The following is an 18,626-nucleotide window of genomic DNA, read 5'->3' on the forward strand; positions in this document are numbered from 1 at the left end:
TTAGTTATTAAGCCAATTACTAGAAAATTGGCAGTCGTAATAATCTCTATTAACGTTAATGTAGGTTTCTTTTATTTTTTTATCCTGCCACTTTTCAATGGCTCGAATTTGTTTTTCTTTTAACGCCAATTCCTTAATTTTTTCGTAGTCTTTGCTATAATCGGCTGGGTGTTCGGCGTATTTTTTAGTCACCGTTAAAATCTTAAACTTACTCTTTCCTGTATAGTCTCTATCTGTAAATACTTTAGAAACTTCCCCTTCTTCAAGATTGTAAACTTGAGCACTTAGCGTGGGATCCATTTTGGTTAAATCGAAACGCGTATCAAAAGACACAGGATTTACAAGCTGACCGCCATTATTTTTCGTTTCTTTTTCATTTGAAAACTTTCTAGCGGCTTCCGCAAATTCTAGATTGCCAGCTACAATTTCTGCCCGGATAGAATCTATTTTTGCTCTAGCCTTATCAATAACGTCTTGCGACACATCTGGGAAAAGAATAATATGACGCACATCTATTTCCTGTCCACGCACTTTATCTACAGTCACAATGTGGAAACCAAATTCGGTTTCAAAAGGCTCACTTACTTCGCCCTCTAATAATGAAAAAGCAACATCTTTAAATTCCTTGGCAAAAGGAGAATTCTTTTTAATTCCTTCTATTAATCCACCTCGCGAGGCAGAACCATCTTTGGAATAGAGCACCGCTTTGGTTGCAAAACTGGAACCGTTTTCCACAATATCTCTCCTAAACTCATTAAGCTTATCGATCACTTTCTTTTTTGCAGCTTCGGTTATTTCGGGTTCTATTACAATTTGTGCCACCTCCACTTCGGCACTAAAAATAGGTCTGTCATCTTCAGGAATGGAAAAGAAAAACTGGCGAACTTCTTCTGGTGTCACCTCAACATCCTCCACTACCTTTTGTTGCATTCTATTACCTAACATAATGGTTTTGTTGGTGCTAAAAAGTTCGTCTCGTAGTTCCTGAATGCTCTCCTTTTTATAAAATTGCGCTACTTTATCTTCGTCACCACCAAATTGATTAATGATATACGCCAATTGTTGATCAAGTGTTTGATTCACTTCATCATCAGACACAATCAAACTATCTACTTTCGCATGGTGTGCATACAGTTTATCTTCCATTAGTTTTCCTAATAGTTGACAACGCGTAACATCTTCTATAGAAATCCCTTGTTGCTGTAATTCCAAATATCCTTTATCGATATCGCTATCCAGCACAACGTATTCTCCAATTACAGCAGAAACACCTTCTGCTTTAAAACGCGTAAATGGTTTAACCGTATCGTTCACTTTAGGTTTAACACCGATTTCTTCTTTTATAACATTCGTGCTATCTATGACTACTTCTTGCGCTTGAAGCGAAAGAAATGAAAGGAATACAAGTAGTAAACCGAATTTACTGTTGGGGATATATTTCAAACGTTTTATTTTTAATTGCATCTTTGGTAATGTCCTTTTCAAGTTTTTTAATCAGCTCTTGCTTTCTTTGATTTAAAATTATCTGAATGATAGTGTTTTCGACATGTTGAAGCGGCGCAGTATCATTTCTATCCAGAAAATCTTCAATTTGCAGTAAATATACTCCTAATGAGTCTTGTAATTGAGCAAAATTGGATTTTTTTAACACTTGGGATTGAGTTGCTAGAATAGGAAGACTCTCAAGTAACTTATCTCTTTTTATCCATGTAGAATCGTTTAGGTTATACGATTTAAACTGAATATTCATTTCCATTAGCTCTTTCTTGTCTTCTTTATTGAATCGCTTTAGTTTTTCAGACAGAGAATTTAATTTCGAAAAATTATTTCCCACATGAACATAGCGCAGCTTCAATAAAGGGTCGTTAAGTTTAAAATTCTCTTTATTAAGCTCGTAAAAAGTAAGCAATTCCGGCTTACTAACTAAACTATCCAGTTCTCGAGAAACAATATTGTTTTTATAGGCCTGTGTGTACAAATCTATTTTATATTGATTTACCAAGTGTTCAAACTCATCAAGTTGTTCTTGGGTGAGATTTACTTTCGCTCTATCTATTAACAATTGCTGTGTTGCCCACCTGTTAATATAATTATTTACCAATTGCGCACTATCTTCCAATTGTGAAGTTTCAGAAAATAGTTCATTTAAATCTGCTTTATATAAATAAGATTGGTTTACCCTGGCTACAGGATTTCCGGACACTTCTTGCTTAAAATAATCGCAAGAGGTCACTGTAACCACCAATATGGACAACCAAAGAAGATTCTTCATTTACGAACCGAGTTCTTTTTTTAATTTTTTGAGGGCTTTTTCATTAACCTTAACTGTATATTTTTCTTTTAAGGATTTTATCCATTCTTTCTCCAATTCATTTTGAAAATCACTCATTACCCTACCCTTTACTTCATTAAAACCTTTTACTCTAGGGGGAGCTATAAAGTTTGTTTTCACTATGGTAAACGTAGTATCACCTCTATATATTTCTGAAACACCTTCCTTTAACTCGAAGTTTTTTGGTAATTCGGTACTATTAATATCAAAATACCCTAACGTCACTAGTACATTGGTTTTGCCCCCTGTGTTAATTTGCTCCTTAATTTCTATAGGAGAAACCCCTTGGTTTAATAAGTCGGCAACTTGATTAATAACCTCTTCTTGACTCGAAGTAAAAATAGCCCCGTTCAATTGACTTTGAGATTTATATTTGTCTAGGTTTTTTTCGTAGAAAGCCTTTTGTCCTAAAGTATCATTTTTCGCTTTGTTCCAAACATTCTTAGCCATTACTTCAAAAATGAGTAAGCCGTCTCTATATTCTTGAATAATTCCTGCATACTCCTCATTTTCCATTTCAAGATTTTGTTTAAAATAATCTTTTAGCTCATTGGTTTCAAACTCATCGTAAACAGCTTCAATAAGCGCCCCTTTATATTTAAAAGTTTTAAGCTTTGGTTGTCTTTCTGAAAGATAGGCTGCAAAGTCATTAAATCTATAGACTTTTTCTCCTATTTTGAAAATAGGTCTATCATCTTTTTTAGGGAGTGGTGTATATTTCCATTTCTTTTTTAGGATACTATCAGTAACAAAGGTCTCAAAGAAGGGAAGGTAATCGTAGGATTCAAAACCATACTTCTTTTTTATTTTATTATTAACCGCACTTGTAATAGATTTTAATCTGTCACTTCCCTTAATTGTTTTTTCCAATTCATTTACTTGGTCCTCATAAGAAGGTATTACTAATTTTTCTTCAAGTCTTATAATGTGCCATCCAAAGCGTGTTTGTACGGGCTTAGAAATATCCCCAGGATTTTTTAAAGAATAAGCGGCTTCCTCAAAAGGTGGTGCTTTAAGTTGTCCTTTACTAAATGGGCGCATTTTACCACCATTTAATCCAGTAGCTTTATCGTCTGAATATTGTTTTGCAAGGTCTTCAAAGGATTCACCTTGTTGAAGCAATCCATAAATTTCATTAATTCTATCTTTTGCGTTTGCCGCAGAAGTGTCCTTCATTGTAGAAACCATGATATGAGAAGTAACAATAGGAGCTGCCTTTTTTCTTCTATCGGTTACTTTTATAATGTGGTACCCAAACTGAGTCCTAATAATATTAGACACCCCACCTACCGGGGTATTATATGCTTCACTTTCAAAAGGATATACCATATCGAAAGCAGAAAAATATCCTAATCTTCCTTCTCTTTCATCAGATCCTGGCTCTTCGGAAGTCTTTTTGGCAAGTTCATTAAAATCTTCCCCAGCCAATGCTCGTTTTCTAATTTGCTCTATCTTATTATAGGCTACCAAGGTGTCTTGCGGAAATGAGTCCCAGCTAGTTTTAATAAGAATATGCGAAGCTTCAACTTCTTCTAAACTTCTGTTATAGGCTTCTTTAATAATCTCTTCTGTAATGTTTGTATCGAAGATATAGTTTCGTGAAAGTTGCTCTTCATACTTTCCAAAATCCTTGACGTATTCCTTATTCTTATGCAAATTTTGTGCATAAGCTTCGGCCACTTTCATTTTATAATCTATAAATAAATCTAAATATCCATCTACAGATTTTTGTGATTCTTCTTGAACTAATTCTAAATTCTTTTTATAAACTCTTTTAAACTCCTTAGCATAAATGGGCTCATTATTAATAGTCATTAATGCCTCTTTGTCCTTTTGAGCATAAGAACTAAGTGAAAAAAGAATAATAATAACAGATAAAATGAGATTTCTTTTCATTGGTTTATTTTTTTAAAGCCTCGCAAAAATATAAAAAACATAGGGTAATACAAGTAACTTAACAGAACGTTATAAAATAAATTGGTTAACAAAAAATATATGAATTTTGTACATTGTATCCCATAAAGTATGCCACTATGAAATACACCTCAAAAATCATCATTAACTTACCTAGAGAGGAAGTTATAAAGAAATTGGACAACGCAGAAAACATGAAGCACTGGCAACGAGGACTTATAGCGTATGAACAACAAGACGGTACCCCAGGACAACCCGGTGCAAAAATGAAACTAGATTACCAAATTGGAAAAAGAAAGCTCTCCATGATTGAAACGGTCATTGAAAATAATTTCCCAAATAAATTTCATACCACTTACGATGCCAAAGGAGTGCATAACATACAGCGTAACTTTTTTAATATTGTAGACGAAAATACTACTGAATGGGTAAGCGAAAGTGAATTTCAGTTTCAAGGATTTGGAATGAAACTTATGGGTTGGTTAATGCCAGGTGCTTTCAAAAAGCAATCTATGAAGTATTTAAATGATTTTAAAAACTTTGCTGAAAAAGGAGAATCTGTCGCTCAATAATATATGGAACGAGTAAAAATGATTTGGGATTTTAGAGGTCCCAATGCACAAAAAATAGCAGAACATCATAAAATTCATTTGGACGAATTTATCCTAAAAGAAAAGCTGAAAGATATTATCACGGGAATCGAAATTTTATCAGAAATGCACCACACTGCCATAATGATTGTTTATCCTAACGATGTTGACGCATTACGTGCTATCTTAAAACCTCACAGAGGACAACGGTATACAGAAAGCTAATACTCTTGTTAACAAGACGATAAATTATTTCAATTATTCTAAAATTGTAGTAATATTGCCTACCATAAAAACAAAAATGATGAAGTATTTAAAATTATTAGCTCTATTTATATGTGTAACAGGGTTTTCCCAAAACTCGAAAGTCGGTACAATCGATATTGATTTTATACTAAGTAAAATGCCGGAATTGGCCAACGTGCAAACTCAAGTACAAACCTACACCAAAGGATTGGAGGCCGATTTACAAAAAAAGATGAAAGCATTAAAGGATGGCGTTGCCGTTTACAAACAAAACGAAACAACGTATACACTTAATCAGAGAAAAACGAAGCAGGATTCTTTGTTGGCTATGGAGAATGACATTGCAAAATTTCAACAAAATGGAAATCAGCTTATTCTTATTAAACAGGAAGAATATATGCGCCCATTGTATGATAAAGTAGGAAATGCCTTGGAAAAAGTAGCTGCAGCTGGGGAATACACCCAAGTTTTACTTCGAGATGACAGTGTAGTTTACGTTGATAATCGATTTGATTTAACCTTGGCAGTCTTAAAAGAAATGGGGATTGAAATAAAAGAGGAAGAATAAAAAATCAATTTTAAATAAATTATAAAGAGGTTCCTTACGAACCTCTTTTTTTATCTAGAATAATTAGGTGCTTCCTTTGTAATTGTTACGTCGTGTGGGTGGCTTTCATGAATTCCGGAAGCTGTAATTTTTACAAATCTCCCTGTTTCCTTTAATGTTTTGATATCCTTAGAGCCACAATAGCCCATTCCAGCTCGTAATCCGCCAATAAACTGGGTCATACTTTCAACTAAATCTCCTTTATAAGGTACTCGCCCAACGATTCCTTCTGGCACTAATTTTTTAATATCGTCCTCTACATCTTGGAAATAACGATCTTTCGATCCTTGTTTCATGGCTTCAACACTTCCCATACCACGATACGATTTAAATTTTCTTCCTTCAAAAATAATTGTTTCTCCAGGTGACTCTTTTGTGCCGGCTAGAAGAGAACCAAGCATGACACTGTCGGCTCCTGCTGCAATCGCTTTTGGGATATCTCCCGTATATCGAATTCCACCATCTGCAATCACAGGAACACCACTTCCTTTTATGGCTGCGGCCACTTCCAATACAGCAGAAAACTGAGGAAAACCAACTCCAGCCACAACCCTAGTGGTACAAATAGAACCTGGTCCAATTCCCACTTTTACTGCATCGGCTCCCGCTTCCACAAGATACTTCGCAGCTTCGGCCGTAGCAATATTACCAACAACTACATCCAATTTCGGAAACTTTTCTTTTAATTCTTTTAAAACTGAAACCACCCCTTTGGTATGCCCATGTGCTGTATCAACAATTACGGCATCCACTTGTGCATGTACCAGAGCTTCTGCTCTCATAACAACATCTGGAGTAACTCCTAAAGCCGCTGCTACACGAAGTCTCCCATATTCATCTTTGTTGGCAATTGGTTTTTGAGTGAGTTTGGTAATATCACGAAATGTAATTAAACCTAACAAGGTTCCATTTTCTTCAACCACTGGTAGTTTTTCAATCTTATTTTGTTGTAATATTATTTCGGCTTCTTTTAAAGAGGTCCCCTTTTTTACGGTGACCAAATTTTTAGAAGTCATGATATCCTCTAATTTTCTCTTAAAATCCTTTTCAAAGCGCAAATCTCTGTTGGTGACAATTCCAATTAATTTATGGTTATCATCAATAATCGGAATTCCACCTATACTGTATTCACGCATAGTGTTTTGAGCATCTCCAACAGTATTATCCTTCTTTAGTGTGACAGGATCTTGAATCATACCACTTTCTGCACGTTTCACTTTTCGAACCTCGGCAGCTTGCTGCTCGATGGTCATGTTTTTATGCAGAACTCCTATACCTCCTTCGCGAGCCATAGCTATTGCCATGGCACTTTCGGTCACAGTATCCATCGCAGCGGATACAATAGGGACATTTAGCGTTATGTTTCGAGAAAATTGGGTTTTAATAGAAACCTCTCGAGGTAAAACTTCGGAATAAGCAGGCACTAAAAGTACATCGTCGTAAGTTAAGCCTTCTCCTAAGATTTTGTGATTGTGTGCAGTCATAGCAATTAAATTTAATTCCGAAGTACCGGAAAGGGGTTACTATTTAATTGCGTGCAAATATACTATAAAATGTTGGATTTATTTCCTTTTATACAACTGAATTAATACAGCCATAACACTTACAATAAAAACGGCAGTCATCAAAATTCCAGAAAGCATGACAATCCATTTCATCCAAAGCATTCCATTCCAAAGCAAATATATACCTCCAAAGGTGATAATGATAGAAAAGAAAGGCTCAATCATTAAAAAAGCTTTTAGTTTTTTTGGTAACGATGTAATGGCTACCAAACCTCCCAAAAGAAAAAATATAAAGGAAATGGACAGGATATGCGTATGCAAAATGGTGAGCATTTCGCGCTCTCCTTTTTTAAATTTCATCACTTCGGCATCCTCTTGGTCTTCGTTCCCCAAATAATTTTCCTCCATCCCTTGTGGCTGGTGAGAATTAGTTTGCCCTACAAACAATAAACCCGACCCATATCCAATACTAAGGACAAGCACAAATGCAGCAATAAAGTTTTTTATATACTTGGGAAAGGTGTGGATGAGTCCGTGGAATTGCATTAAATATGGTTTTCTTGTTTCAGTATTTTTATACTTTCCAGTAATTGATTGATGGCCTTGGTCATGGACTGTGCAGAAATGGTTGCACCGGAGATTGGAATTATGTCTTTCACCAGTTCTAACTCTGGAGTTTTTGAAGAGCTTCCTTCAAATTGTTCTAACCATCGTTTGCTTCCTATTTCCCCACCGTATTCTTCTCTATAAATAAGTACTTTTGATTTTGTAATTATAAAGTCTTGATCAAATAAGACTAAATAATCAAAAGTTGCCGTTTTACTTGGGGCATTCCCAATATAGCCATACCCTAATAATGTGGTGCCCTTTTTTATTCTGAAAAAATTATTTTCTGAAAATGAAGCTGGAATTTTTTCTGAAACCTGGTCCGAAATAGAAATATACTCCTTTGAAAATTCTTCAACTTCAAAGAATTTCTCAATCTCTTTGTTTGCTTTTTTTTCAACCTTTTCGGGCACTAGAAAAGAGGTCAACAATAGACTAAAAAAGCTTAAAATAATTAATTGTTTGAGCATGGTACAAAGGTATTACATAAAATCAAAAAAAGCCTTCTGTATATACAAAAGGCTTTCAACAAACTAACTTAAAACCAAACTCCTATTCCGAAGTTTAACCTGTTATCTACATCTGCATTTTCTGCATCGTTATCTCTAAATTGATAGTCGCCTTTTATGACTACCCCTGGAGCTATGTGATAGCTTAATCCCGTCGTTATATCGGTACGATTATAAGCATCATTCCTTTCCAAACTACCCGCTGTATCTGCGTGGGTGTTATAATTTTCATAGCGAGCAAAAGCAAATAGTTTTTGCTTAGCCGTTAGAGGTAAAAGATTGTAACCTGCTTCTGCATAGTATCCCATTAAAGCGCTTCCTAAATTATTTCCAGTTAAGGCGTTGTAGTCTTCAGTATCGCTTAGGGCTGTATAGATAAATTGTCCTCTTGCCGTAAATTTTTGAAAAGCATACCGTGCATCGATTCCAACCATAGAAATACCAACATTGGCTCCATCAAGTTCTTCTAAATCATCTGGTGCTTGTGTTTTTCCAAAGTAACCCGAAAGTCCTAAACGTAGTCCTGGTAAGCCATAATAATCTAATTTTGCTGAAAATGTAGGGCTATCCACTGTCGATTTAATTCCTTTTTGGCGACCCCCTCTTAGACCGCTACTTCCGTTAAGATATCCAACCACATCATCTCCACTTGTAGTCACCGATTTAAAACCGTTAAAAATATAGGCTTGATAACTCAAAGAAGCATCTGGAAATCTTCCTGTGACCCCTACCCCCAGTTCACGCCAAGTGGTTGGTACAATAACATTATCTACTTCTGGACGCTCTACACCGTTAAAGGTAGTAGGTTCGTGAAATTCGTTTACAATACCCATAGGTACTAACATAAGTCCTCCACGAAGACTTAAGTTATCTCCCACAGCATAATTAACAAAAGCTTGTTCTATAAATACTTCTTCTACATGTTCAAATTCTACTTCCGTTACAAATTGGGTTTTGTCATTGAATTTGTATCCAAAAAGTAACACCAATCGTTGTACATCTAATTCCCCATTGTCACCTTCAGGCTGATTATAGGTCATCTCACCATAAGCACCTACGGTTACGGCTTTCCCATAATTACCAGAAAGTATTCTTTGGGCTGCGTTGAGTTGTTGTTGAGGATTAAAAGTAATTGAATCTTGAGCTGTTTGTGAAAACATAATTCCTGTAATAAGGAAACAAATAAATAGGGCTAATTTTTTCATTATATTAATTTAGACTGATTATAAATAGATGTTTATTCAGTCGCAAAAATAGTATCCTAAAAATTATTTGGCAAGCTTATTTAGAATAAATTTAAATAAAAATAATAATGAATTGAAATGCAATTATTTACCAGAAACCTCTATTTGATTTGAATACTGCATTCGTGCTAATTGTGCCCATTGCAGTAGTAATTTTTGATCTTCTTTTGAAAGATTTCCATGTATCCAAGTGTAAGAATCTAGTGGCATCTCCCCTTTTTCAACTTCTTCGAAAACTTCCTCCAATTTGTGATCTTTCTTTTTTGCAGAAAAATTCTCCCATTCTGAAAAGTTTAATTCCCCTTTACCATGTCTAACGTGATCATCTAAATAAAAGGAAAACGGAGCGATTTCAGCATACCAAGGGTAGTTTGTGTGGTTGCTATGGCAATCATAACAATTGTTCTTTAAGATTCCTCGTACCTCTTGTGAAGGTTTTGTTTCAGATTCAAAAAAGGCGACACTTTCATAGCCACCTAAATTTTTTTCGGGACGTATAAATTGAATGACCACAAGTGCTAGTAGAGCGAGGATTAAAAAATATTTTAAAATCTTTTTCATTTTTTAAGTGATTTAAGATACACAATTATGGCTTTTCTGATATCGTGAGCATTCTCTTCTTTTGTGGGCTCATACACTTTTAAAACACCTTCATTTTCGGGTGTTAAAAATGGAATATCATACCCTTTTAGTAAAAAGTCACTAAAAGCTACTTTATAAACGGTTTCATCATCAATATAATTGCCTTCCAAAAGCCAAGCACCACGAGACCCTTCCCTTATATTATACCGCTGTAAGTAAGCACCTGTTCCGGCGTATTCCTTTCCATAGTCCAAAACTTCTTTAAGAAGACTCCCTTTAATATCAACTTTAAGCACACTTCCTCCAAAGGGTAACACCCTAAAAATGTCCAAACTAGTAATATCGCCTTCGAGCATATCGTCTATACGAATTGAACCCCCATTAACCAAGGCAGCATCCACAGATTCCTTAAAGGACAATGCCATAGCCTGTGTAATGATATCCCCTAAATTAGTTTGAATCCCCCTATTGGCGCTATCGGTTCCATCGAGTGGTGGTTTTGCGTAATAAATTACTTCATTAGGGCTTTCAACTACTTGCTTTATTTCGGTTGTTAAAATTGTATTCCATTTATCGACTATGGCTTTAACAGAGGGTTTTTCAGCAATTTTATCGTCAATGGGGAATAGTTTGGAATCTATCTTTAAATAGTTATCATTTTTATTAAAGGTGAATGTATGAATGTAGATGGTTTTTGCATTCGCATCCGCTTTTGCAATTTTAGTATTTCCTACTTCTTTAAGCATATTATTGTGTTCATGACCACCCATGATAAATGAGATGTCTGCGAACTTTTTGGCTATCTCAATATCTTCAGAAATTTCTACATGTGTTAGTCCCATTATGATATCCACCTGTTGAGACTGAAGCGCACTATAAGCACTCCCTGCTTCTAACATCACATCACTATAATACACATAGTCCCGTGGATTTGATGGCAAAGTCACACTAAAAAATCCTACTTCAACTTTAGTGCTATCTGCATCCATCATATTGATTGTATAGGTTTCTGGAATGTAAATGGTATCTCCTCCTCTTTCAAAATGAAAGGAACGTGGTCCATCTTCCAATTGCTGAAACACATTTGCCGAGGTCCAATAAAAGTTAGATTCATTCAACCGCTGTTGTAGCGCTTCTTCACTAATATCAAATTCATGATTTCCAAAAGTCACTAATTCAAAATCCATGGCATTCATTACTTCAATCATTTGTTTTCCATAAATACGTTCACCGTTGTATTTAATGGTCCCCAACAGCGATGGGTTTAAAAAATCCCCCGCCATAAACAGGTAGGTATTAGGCTCTACTTTTTTAATAGAATCCACCACATGGGCCACACGTGCCATTCCGCCATACTTTCCATCACCCATAGGAGCAATTTCATAGACATCGTTTAGTTGCACAAATTTGAAAGTTATAATCCCATCATCTTTTTTAACTTTTTTAACGCGATCGGTAGTTTTACAAGAGACAATTAATAAAAGTGTACATAGAATTGCAAAATATTTTTTCATCATTAATGGTAGTTTAGAAATATTTTCGAGGCTTCGTTATAGGCGCTTTCAAAAGCCATCGGGTTTAAATTTGAATTTACTTTCTCTACAGTAAAATAACTTAATAATTTTTCGGTAGGCATATTACCTGTTAATTCGTCTTTTGCCATAGGACATCCTCCAAATCCCTGAATCGCTCCGTCAAATCTACGACAACCAGCTTTAAATGCTGCATCAACTTTTTCATGCCATTTGGTAGGAGTTGTATGCAAATGCGCTCCAAACTCAATTTCAGGATATTTAGGAATTAAATTAGAAAAAAGATAATCGATTACCTCTGGTGTAGAAGTTCCTACGGTATCACTTAGTGATAGAATTTTCACACCCATTCCAGCTAATTTTTCGGCCCAATCACCAACAATTTCCACATTCCAAGGATCCCCATAGGGATTCCCAAAGCCCATGGATAAATAGGTTACCACTTCTTTGTTATTTTTTTCAGCCAATTCTAAAATATCCTGAAGTACTTCAATAGATTGATCTATAGTCTTATGCGTATTACGCATTTGAAAATTTTCTGAAATAGAGAAAGGATAACCCAAATACTGAATTTCAGGAAACTGAACAGCCGCTTCGGCCCCGCGAAGATTGGCGACGATTGCTAATAATTTACTTTGTGTATTTGAAAGATTTAAACCTCGAAGTACATCGGCAGTGTCCTGCATTTGTGGAATTGCCTTAGGGGAAACAAAACTGCCAAAGTCAATGGTATCAAAACCACAGTTTAATAATGATTGGATGTACTGGATTTTCTTTTCGGTAGGAATCCAATTTTTTATACCCTGCATAGCATCTCTGGGGCATTCTATAATCTTAACTTTTTGCATTACTGTAAAGATATAAATTCCGAAGGATGCACTAGCTTTTTACGCTTTAAAATATTCTGAAAAATTTATGCAAAAAGAATAAAAACTGCAATTCCTAAAAACACAAAAATTTGAAGCCATTTTAGATAAAACCCAGCCTTTTTATGTTTCAGAATAAATGAAGAAATACCCCCAGCCAAGAGAGCAATACTACTAAAAATGATAAAGGAAACCATCATAAAGACTATTCCCAAAACATAAAATTGCAACACAGTATCATCATCTGGATTCCATAAAAAAGATGGAAAAAAAGCCAAAAAGAACAGTAGCACTTTAGGGTTTACCAAATTCATAATCACCCCAATTTTAAAGAGTTCCCAATTGCTTTTTGAAGAAACATTTTGAGATAAATCAATATGGTCATCACTTCGGAAAACCTTAATTGCCAAATACAAAAGATAGACTGCTCCAATGATTTTAATAACTAAAATAGCCGTTGGAGAAGCTGCAATGATTACCGAAACTCCAAATGCTAAAAAGGTCGTGTGAACGATACAACCAGAAATAAGCCCTGCTGTTGTAGCGATCCCTTTTTTTGAACCGTTAACCAAAGACTGGGTAAGGACAAAAATATTATCGGGTCCTGGGGAGAGTGCCAAAAGCATCGTAAAAAAAGAAAAAGAAAGGAGTTGCTCCCACATACTATCTTTTTAAGATTGCTTTGTTTATTTTTTTTACAAGTACTGGGCCTTCATAAATAAATCCAGTGTACAACTGAATTAAACTTGCTCCCGCATCCAATTTTTCCATGGCATCTTCTACAGTGTGAATTCCTCCTACACCAATAATTGGAAAAGCATTATTGCTTTTTTCAGAAAGAAAACGAATCACTTCTGTTGCTTTTTTTCCTAATGGTTTTCCACTTAAACCTCCCACCTCTTTTTTATTTTCTGAAGTCAATCCCTCGCGAGAAATGGTTGTATTGGTGGCTATAACACCATCAATTTTAGTTTCAGCAACGATGTCGATAATATCCATCAATTGCGAATTGGTTAAATCTGGGGCAATTTTTAAAAGAATAGGCTTTGGATTATCTTTTTTTGAGTTTTCAGTTTTTAATGTGTTTAATAAGTTAGTGAGGGGTTCTTTATCCTGAAGCGCTCTTAAATTAGGAGTATTGGGTGAACTTACATTTACTACAAAATAATCCACATAATGGAATAGACTTTCAAAACAAATCAAATAATCATTTACAGCCTCTTCATTGGGTGTCACTTTATTTTTTCCAATATTTCCTCCTATTAAAACACCTTTGTTTTTTTTCAATTTTTCTACGGCTGCAGCTACACCACCATTATTAAAACCCATACGATTGATGATAGCGCTATCGCTCTTTAATCTGAAAAGTCTTTTTTTTGGGTTTCCGTCTTGGGGTTTGGGGGTTACAGTTCCTATTTCTATAAAACCAAAACCGAAATTGGAGAGTTCCTTATATAATTTGGCGTCTTTATCGAAGCCTGCTGCAAGTCCCACTGGATTTGGAAAAGTTAACCCAAATAACTCCCTTTCCAATTTTTTATTTTTTACGTTATAACAGTTTCTAAAAACACCCCCAAGTCCAATACTGTGAGAAAGGCGAATTAATTTAAACGTAAAGTGATGCACTGCCTCAGGGTCAAACAAGAAGAGAAAAGGACGAAGTAGGAATTTATACATAGGCTTTTAATCTATTACAAAAATACTATTAAAACACTTATTTTTTAGAGGGTTATTCCGTTAATTTGTGAAGAAATTACAATCTCATGATTACAAAATACGATCTCATCAAAAGATTTACAAGCTACGTTACCATCGACACCGAAAGTGACCCCACTTCGGATACTACTCCCAGTACAGCTAAGCAATGGGTTTTGGCCAATGCGCTGGTAAAAGAATTGATTGAAATTGGAATGTCCGAAGTAACCATCGATACAAATGGGTACGTGATGGCAACGCTTCCAGGTAATGTAGATGCTTTAGTTCCAACCATTGGATTTATCTCGCATTACGACACTTCACCGGATTTTACGGGAGCTAATGTAAAGCCTCAAGTTGTTGAAGATTATGATGGAGGAGATATCGTTTTAAATAAGGATGAAAATATTATTCTTTCTCCAAAAGATTTCGATGATTTATTGATGTACAAAGGGCAAACGTTAATTACAACAGACGGCACTACGCTTTTGGGGGCCGATGATAAAGCTGGAATTGCAGAAATTATTTCGGCAATGGAATATTTACTAAAGCATCCCGAAATAAAACACGGGCAGATACGTGTTGGTTTTACCCCAGATGAAGAAATTGGACGAGGAGCTCATAAATTTGATGTCAAGAAGTTTGACGCCGATTGGGCCTACACCATGGACGGAAGTCAAGTTGGTGAATTAGAGTATGAGAACTTTAATGCCGCTGGTGCGGTGGTGACTATACAAGGAAAGATTGTTCATCCTGGGTATGCCAAAGGTAAAATGGTCAATAGTATGTACATCGCAATGGATTATATCAATTCCCTTCCTAGACTAGAAACGCCAGAACATACCGAAGGTCGTGAAGGTTTTTTTCACCTACATAATATGAAAGGGGAAGTAGACTGTACTAGGCTTCAATATATTATACGCGATCACAACAAAGTGCATTTTGAAGCTCGCAAAGAAATGATGCAAAAGTTAGCTGACGAGCTAAATGTTCAATATGGATCAGATAGGGTTTCGGTTGAAATTAAAGATCAATATTTCAACATGCGCGAAAAAATAGAACCTGTTATGCATATTGTAGATATTGCTGAACAAGCCATGAAAAAAGCGGGTATTAAGCCTCTTATTAAACCTATTCGTGGTGGAACCGATGGTTCTCAATTGAGTTATATGGGACTTCCCTGCCCTAATATCTTTGCAGGGGGACACAACTTTCATGGCAGGTTTGAATATGTTCCCGTTGAAAGCATGCAAAAAGCCATTGAGGTCATCGTAAATATTGCACAATTAGTAGCAGAAAAATAGTAAAAACCACTTATAACAAAAAAAGCCTACAGAAAAACTGAAGGCTTTTTTTATTAATCTAAAATTTATTATTTGGCAGGAGCGTTTTGTTTTTTGCTCAATTCCATAGAAATGGCAGAGCGTTCAAATTTCATTTTCCCGGCACCAGATTCAATGATACAAGTTCCGTCATCATTTAATTCCAAAACTTTTCCGTGTAATCCACTTTTAGTGACCACTTTATCTCCTTTTTTAAGATCTGCAGCAAACTGTTTTTCTTGTTTACTACGCTTCATTTGGGGACGTATCATAAAAAGATACACTACCAAAAACATTAAAATTAAAGGAGCAAAGCTCTGTAATTGTTCCATAAATAGGTTTCCTAAGAATTATTGTACATTAATTGGAGATCCAGCAGCGGCTCCTTCTTTAGGATTTACAAAAGCTTTAATAGTAAGCACTTCTTTTCCTTTTTCGGTATTTGTAGTGATTGTCACTGTTTTACTTACTTGGTTTTTTCCGCTTCCATTAAACTTTACTAATAACTCTCCCTGAGCTCCTGGAGCTACTGGAGTTTTAGAATATTCTGGAACAGTACATCCACAACTTCCTTTTGCATCAACAATTACAAGGTCAGATTCTCCTGTGTTTGTAAACGTGAAAAGGTGTTCCACATTGGTTCCTTGGTCAATTGTTCCAAAATCGAATGAACTTTCAGCGAAAGTCATTACTGGATATTTTCCAGATTCAGCGTCTCTTTCTGCAGCTGCAGCGACGTTTTCTTCACTTACTTTGTCCGCAGCATTTTCCTTACAAGAAGTAAAAGCAAAAACGGTGGTTAAGGCTAATAGAAAAATGGTTTTTTTCATAGTACTTATTTTTAAATTAAAATTTTATTCATTTTTAAAGTGTGGCTAAAATAGGTATTTTTTTACTTCTATGTAAGTCCACGACCAATTTTATTCAATTTTCCTGCATCAGAAAATTCCTTTACCAATTTATCTAAAATTCCATTAATAAAGAAACTGCTTTTTGGCGTGGAATATTCCTTAGAAATTTCTAAATATTCATTAATGGTTACCCGTATAGGCATGGAAGGGAAATAGAGAAACTCTGCAATCCCCATTTTTAAAATAATTAAATCAATATCGGCGATTCGCTCGGTATCCCAATTGGGCGTTTTCCCGTCTACTTCTTTAGAAAGTTTATCATCATTAAGAATCACTTTTCTCAAAAGTTGAACACTGTATTCCTTGTCCTCCTCATCCTTATAAACTTGTGGATTAAAAATAGAAGCCTCCCTTTTTTCGGTCAGTTTATTTAACATTTTAACAATAGAAGTATTCACTAACGGAAAGTCATCCAACCATGTTAATCGTTTGTCTTCAAGGTATTCGTATAATTTTTCGTTGGGCGCAATAACCTCCTTGTAGAGTCTAATGACCATTTCCTTATCATCTGCAAAATTTGGATTTTCCTTTTGAAGATAACTATCGTACCAATCTTGCTGCTTTAATTCATTAAAAAGAATAGTAACATACTCGTCGTCTAGATTCCAGTAATTAAGCTTCTTATTTTTTAGGTATTCTGAAAGATTACTGTTTTCGGAAATCATTCCGATTACTTTATTATCAATAAAAGCACGGCTTGGGTTTTTTTCAACTTGCGTAGCTAAATGTTTCTTTTGTGATTTCTGAAGAAATTTGTCTGCGTGATCTCTAAGAGCAACCATTAACTGAAGCATTAAAGCCTGCAAATCTTGCATTTGTGCAATGCTAAAGTGAAGGAATTTTTCTTGCTTATCAAGATCTTGTTCATCAGATTGGTAAAACGCATATAACGACTGCAAAACTTTTACTCTTATATGTCTTCTTGTAAGCATATTTTAAAGAACTTTAGTGTAAAACAAACAACGCACAAGGAAAATCTTGTGCGTTGCAAATATAGGTATTAATCTTTATAATTACTTTTCATTTTTACGAGCATCGATTCTTGCTTGCGCAATTTCGAAAGCTGCATTAAACGTAGTTATATTTTTAGCTTGTGCTTTAGTTAATATCTCAAGCGTTGTATTGTATATATTTTCAGTTTTACGAATAATCTCTTGCTTTCCGTAATTTTCCAATTCTGCATAAACATTTATAATACCGCCTGCATTAATTAAGAAGTCCGGTGCATATACAATTCCTTTATCACGAAGCATTTTTCCGTGTTTTTGTTCTTCGGCTAACTGATTGTTAGCAGCACCCGCAATAATTTTAGCCTTTAATTGATCAATGGTATCGTCGTTAATGGTAGCTCCCAAAGCACATGGAGCATAAATATCCATTTCTTCGCCGTACAAATTATCACCTTCATAAATGGTAGCGTGATATTTATCTCGAACATTTTCTAAACGTTCTCGACTTATATCTGTAATAAATACATTGGCACCTTCGTTGGATAAATGCTCAACCAATGCTTCCCCAACATTTCCAATCCCTTGAACAAATACTTTTTTATCTTCTAAGATATCACTTCCGTAGGCAAATTTTGCAGCGGCTTTCATTCCCATAAAAACTCCGTAAGCGGTTATTGGCGACGGGTTTCCAGCGCCTCCCTTATCTTCAGAAATACCTGTTACGTAAGGCGTTACCGTTCTAACCAAATCCATATCGCTTGTTGCCATCCCCACATCTTCTGCAGTGATATAACGTCCGCCCAAAGAATGAACAAACTCACCAAAACGAAGCATTAATTCGGGTGTTTTCTGCGTTTTAGCATCTCCTAAAATAACTGCTTTTCCACCACCTAAATTAAGACCTGTGATTGCCGATTTATAGGTCATCCCACGAGAGAGTCTCAACACATCATTTAACGCATCCCACTCAGTGTCATATTTCCACATTCTAGTCCCTCCCAAAGCAGGTCCCAAAACAGTATTATGAATACCAATTATTGCTTTTAAACCTGTATCTTTGTCGTTACAAAAAACAATTTGTTCGTGATTATCGAATGAGAGTTGCCCAAAAACTGGGGCAATTTTTTTTAATTCTTTTGGACTTACTATGTCTGTTATCATTTACGAATTTGTTAAAAAGAACGGGCAAAATTACCCTTTTGGTACATATCCCAC

Annotated in this window: 20 protein-coding genes; 4 read left to right on the forward strand and 16 right to left on the reverse strand. The window is 35.4% G+C overall.

Features of this window, described 5'->3' with window-relative positions; genetic code table 11:
• The 3 genes from KXJ69_RS05660 to KXJ69_RS05670 are packed head-to-tail and all read right to left on the reverse strand — an operon-like array spanning nt 1 to nt 4,228.
• Nucleotides 1–1,443, reverse strand: coding sequence for a peptidylprolyl isomerase (locus KXJ69_RS05660; protein WP_308701029.1), 1,443 nt, complete (start codon nt 1,441–1,443; stop codon nt 1–3).
• A complete protein-coding gene (locus KXJ69_RS05665) occupies nt 1,421–2,272 on the reverse strand; it encodes a peptidyl-prolyl cis-trans isomerase (protein WP_219052003.1) in 852 nt (283 codons plus the stop codon). Before KXJ69_RS05665 ends, KXJ69_RS05660 begins: the two co-directional genes overlap by 23 nt.
• Nucleotides 2,273–4,228 carry a peptidylprolyl isomerase gene (locus KXJ69_RS05670; RefSeq protein WP_219052004.1) on the reverse strand — a complete coding sequence of 652 codons (1,956 nt, stop codon included), beginning with the start codon at nt 4,226–4,228 and terminating at the stop codon, nt 2,273–2,275.
• Nucleotides 4,229–4,365: 137 nt separating this feature from the next.
• On the opposite strand from KXJ69_RS05670, the gene KXJ69_RS05675 reads away from it, so the two are divergent.
• The 3 genes from KXJ69_RS05675 (at nt 4,366) to KXJ69_RS05685 (ending at nt 5,650) form a co-directional block, all read left to right on the forward strand.
• Nucleotides 4,366–4,818, forward strand: a complete 453-nt coding sequence (locus KXJ69_RS05675; protein ID WP_219052005.1) for an SRPBCC family protein — start codon at nt 4,366–4,368, stop codon at nt 4,816–4,818.
• Between the two features lie 3 nt (nt 4,819–4,821).
• Nucleotides 4,822–5,061, forward strand: coding sequence for a hypothetical protein (locus KXJ69_RS05680; RefSeq protein ID WP_219052006.1), 240 nt, complete (start codon nt 4,822–4,824; stop codon nt 5,059–5,061).
• A 79-nt stretch (nt 5,062–5,140) separates the two neighbouring features.
• Entirely contained in the window at nt 5,141–5,650 is a 510-nt protein-coding gene (locus KXJ69_RS05685) for an OmpH/Skp family outer membrane protein (RefSeq protein ID WP_255571275.1), read from the forward strand.
• A gap of 50 nt (nt 5,651–5,700) precedes the next feature.
• Here KXJ69_RS05685 and guaB read toward each other — a convergent pair whose 3' ends face one another.
• The 9 genes from guaB to KXJ69_RS05730 form a co-directional block, all read right to left on the reverse strand.
• On the reverse strand, nt 5,701–7,173 hold the full coding sequence (guaB, locus tag KXJ69_RS05690) for an IMP dehydrogenase (protein ID WP_219052008.1): 1,473 nt from the start codon (nt 7,171–7,173) through the stop codon (nt 5,701–5,703).
• A 78-nt stretch (nt 7,174–7,251) separates the two neighbouring features.
• Nucleotides 7,252–7,740: an Aq_1264-related membrane protein gene (locus KXJ69_RS05695; RefSeq protein WP_219052009.1), complete on the reverse strand. Its 489-nt coding sequence runs from the start codon at nt 7,738–7,740 to the stop codon at nt 7,252–7,254.
• Nucleotides 7,740–8,270, reverse strand: a complete 531-nt coding sequence (locus KXJ69_RS05700) for an FMN-binding protein (protein ID WP_219052010.1) — start codon at nt 8,268–8,270, stop codon at nt 7,740–7,742. Before KXJ69_RS05700 ends, KXJ69_RS05695 begins: the two co-directional genes overlap by 1 nt.
• 68 nt (nt 8,271–8,338) lie before the next feature.
• Nucleotides 8,339–9,514 carry a porin gene (locus KXJ69_RS05705; protein WP_219052011.1) on the reverse strand — a complete coding sequence of 392 codons (1,176 nt, stop codon included), beginning with the start codon at nt 9,512–9,514 and terminating at the stop codon, nt 8,339–8,341.
• 123 nt (nt 9,515–9,637) lie between these two features.
• On the reverse strand, nt 9,638–10,114 hold the full coding sequence (locus KXJ69_RS05710) for a heme-binding domain-containing protein (protein WP_219052012.1): 477 nt from the start codon (nt 10,112–10,114) through the stop codon (nt 9,638–9,640).
• Nucleotides 10,111–11,652: a bifunctional metallophosphatase/5'-nucleotidase gene (locus KXJ69_RS05715; protein ID WP_255571222.1), complete on the reverse strand. Its 1,542-nt coding sequence runs from the start codon at nt 11,650–11,652 to the stop codon at nt 10,111–10,113. Before KXJ69_RS05715 ends, KXJ69_RS05710 begins: the two co-directional genes overlap by 4 nt.
• Nucleotides 11,652–12,515 carry a hydroxymethylglutaryl-CoA lyase gene (locus KXJ69_RS05720; RefSeq protein ID WP_219052013.1) on the reverse strand — a complete coding sequence of 288 codons (864 nt, stop codon included), beginning with the start codon at nt 12,513–12,515 and terminating at the stop codon, nt 11,652–11,654. The genes KXJ69_RS05715 and KXJ69_RS05720 overlap by 1 nt, the downstream gene beginning before the upstream one ends.
• Before the next feature lie 65 nt (nt 12,516–12,580).
• The gene (locus KXJ69_RS05725) at nt 12,581–13,195 is read right to left on the reverse strand and encodes a LysE family translocator (protein ID WP_219052014.1); all 615 of its coding nucleotides are present in this window, start codon (nt 13,193–13,195) and stop codon (nt 12,581–12,583) included.
• A gap of 1 nt (nt 13,196) precedes the next feature.
• A complete protein-coding gene (locus tag KXJ69_RS05730; RefSeq protein ID WP_219052015.1) occupies nt 13,197–14,210 on the reverse strand; it encodes a quinone-dependent dihydroorotate dehydrogenase in 1,014 nt (337 codons plus the stop codon).
• A gap of 86 nt (nt 14,211–14,296) precedes the next feature.
• Here KXJ69_RS05730 and pepT point away from each other — a divergent pair, with 86 nt between their 5' ends.
• A complete protein-coding gene (gene pepT / locus KXJ69_RS05735) occupies nt 14,297–15,532 on the forward strand; it encodes a peptidase T (RefSeq protein ID WP_219052016.1) in 1,236 nt (411 codons plus the stop codon).
• 68 nt (nt 15,533–15,600) lie between these two features.
• On the opposite strand, the gene yajC is transcribed toward pepT, so the two are convergent.
• From yajC to KXJ69_RS05755, 4 genes are all read right to left on the reverse strand, one after another.
• Nucleotides 15,601–15,882 carry a preprotein translocase subunit YajC gene (gene yajC, locus KXJ69_RS05740; protein WP_219052017.1) on the reverse strand — a complete coding sequence of 94 codons (282 nt, stop codon included), beginning with the start codon at nt 15,880–15,882 and terminating at the stop codon, nt 15,601–15,603.
• Between the two features lie 18 nt (nt 15,883–15,900).
• Entirely contained in the window at nt 15,901–16,380 is a 480-nt protein-coding gene (locus KXJ69_RS05745; protein ID WP_219052018.1) for a DUF1573 domain-containing protein, read from the reverse strand.
• A gap of 68 nt (nt 16,381–16,448) precedes the next feature.
• Nucleotides 16,449–17,393, reverse strand: coding sequence for a transcription antitermination factor NusB (gene nusB / locus KXJ69_RS05750; RefSeq protein WP_219052019.1), 945 nt, complete (start codon nt 17,391–17,393; stop codon nt 16,449–16,451).
• Nucleotides 17,394–17,474: 81 nt separating this feature from the next.
• Nucleotides 17,475–18,572: a Glu/Leu/Phe/Val family dehydrogenase gene (locus tag KXJ69_RS05755; protein WP_219052020.1), complete on the reverse strand. Its 1,098-nt coding sequence runs from the start codon at nt 18,570–18,572 to the stop codon at nt 17,475–17,477.
• Between the last annotated feature and the right edge of the window lie 54 nt (nt 18,573–18,626).

It is taken from the genome of Halomarinibacterium sedimenti (genome assembly GCF_019312585.1).
GTDB lineage: Bacteria > Bacteroidota > Bacteroidia > Flavobacteriales > Flavobacteriaceae > Halomarinibacterium > Halomarinibacterium sedimenti.

Bases quoted from the DNA above. Each gene is read 5' to 3' on its own strand.
- KXJ69_RS05665 (WP_219052003.1), bottom strand. From the start codon at position 2,272: ATGAAGAATCTTCTTTGGTTGTCCATATTGGTGGTTACAGTGACCTCT.
- KXJ69_RS05670 (WP_219052004.1), bottom strand. From the start codon at position 4,228: ATGAAAAGAAATCTCATTTTATCTGTTATTATTATTCTTTTTTCACTT.
- KXJ69_RS05675 (WP_219052005.1), top strand. From the start codon at position 4,366: ATGAAATACACCTCAAAAATCATCATTAACTTACCTAGAGAGGAAGTT.
- KXJ69_RS05680 (WP_219052006.1), top strand. From the start codon at position 4,822: ATGGAACGAGTAAAAATGATTTGGGATTTTAGAGGTCCCAATGCACAA.
- KXJ69_RS05685 (WP_255571275.1), top strand. From the start codon at position 5,141: ATGAAGTATTTAAAATTATTAGCTCTATTTATATGTGTAACAGGGTTT.
- guaB (WP_219052008.1), bottom strand. From the start codon at position 7,173: ATGACTGCACACAATCACAAAATCTTAGGAGAAGGCTTAACTTACGAC.
- KXJ69_RS05695 (WP_219052009.1), bottom strand. From the start codon at position 7,740: ATGCAATTCCACGGACTCATCCACACCTTTCCCAAGTATATAAAAAAC.
- KXJ69_RS05700 (WP_219052010.1), bottom strand. From the start codon at position 8,270: ATGCTCAAACAATTAATTATTTTAAGCTTTTTTAGTCTATTGTTGACC.
- KXJ69_RS05705 (WP_219052011.1), bottom strand. From the start codon at position 9,514: ATGAAAAAATTAGCCCTATTTATTTGTTTCCTTATTACAGGAATTATG.
- KXJ69_RS05710 (WP_219052012.1), bottom strand. From the start codon at position 10,114: ATGAAAAAGATTTTAAAATATTTTTTAATCCTCGCTCTACTAGCACTT.
- KXJ69_RS05715 (WP_255571222.1), bottom strand. From the start codon at position 11,652: ATGATGAAAAAATATTTTGCAATTCTATGTACACTTTTATTAATTGTC.
- KXJ69_RS05720 (WP_219052013.1), bottom strand. From the start codon at position 12,515: ATGCAAAAAGTTAAGATTATAGAATGCCCCAGAGATGCTATGCAGGGT.
- KXJ69_RS05725 (WP_219052014.1), bottom strand. From the start codon at position 13,195: ATGTGGGAGCAACTCCTTTCTTTTTCTTTTTTTACGATGCTTTTGGCA.
- KXJ69_RS05730 (WP_219052015.1), bottom strand. From the start codon at position 14,210: ATGTATAAATTCCTACTTCGTCCTTTTCTCTTCTTGTTTGACCCTGAG.
- pepT (WP_219052016.1), top strand. From the start codon at position 14,297: ATGATTACAAAATACGATCTCATCAAAAGATTTACAAGCTACGTTACC.
- yajC (WP_219052017.1), bottom strand. From the start codon at position 15,882: ATGGAACAATTACAGAGCTTTGCTCCTTTAATTTTAATGTTTTTGGTA.
- KXJ69_RS05745 (WP_219052018.1), bottom strand. From the start codon at position 16,380: ATGAAAAAAACCATTTTTCTATTAGCCTTAACCACCGTTTTTGCTTTT.
- nusB (WP_219052019.1), bottom strand. From the start codon at position 17,393: ATGCTTACAAGAAGACATATAAGAGTAAAAGTTTTGCAGTCGTTATAT.
- KXJ69_RS05755 (WP_219052020.1), bottom strand. From the start codon at position 18,572: ATGATAACAGACATAGTAAGTCCAAAAGAATTAAAAAAAATTGCCCCA.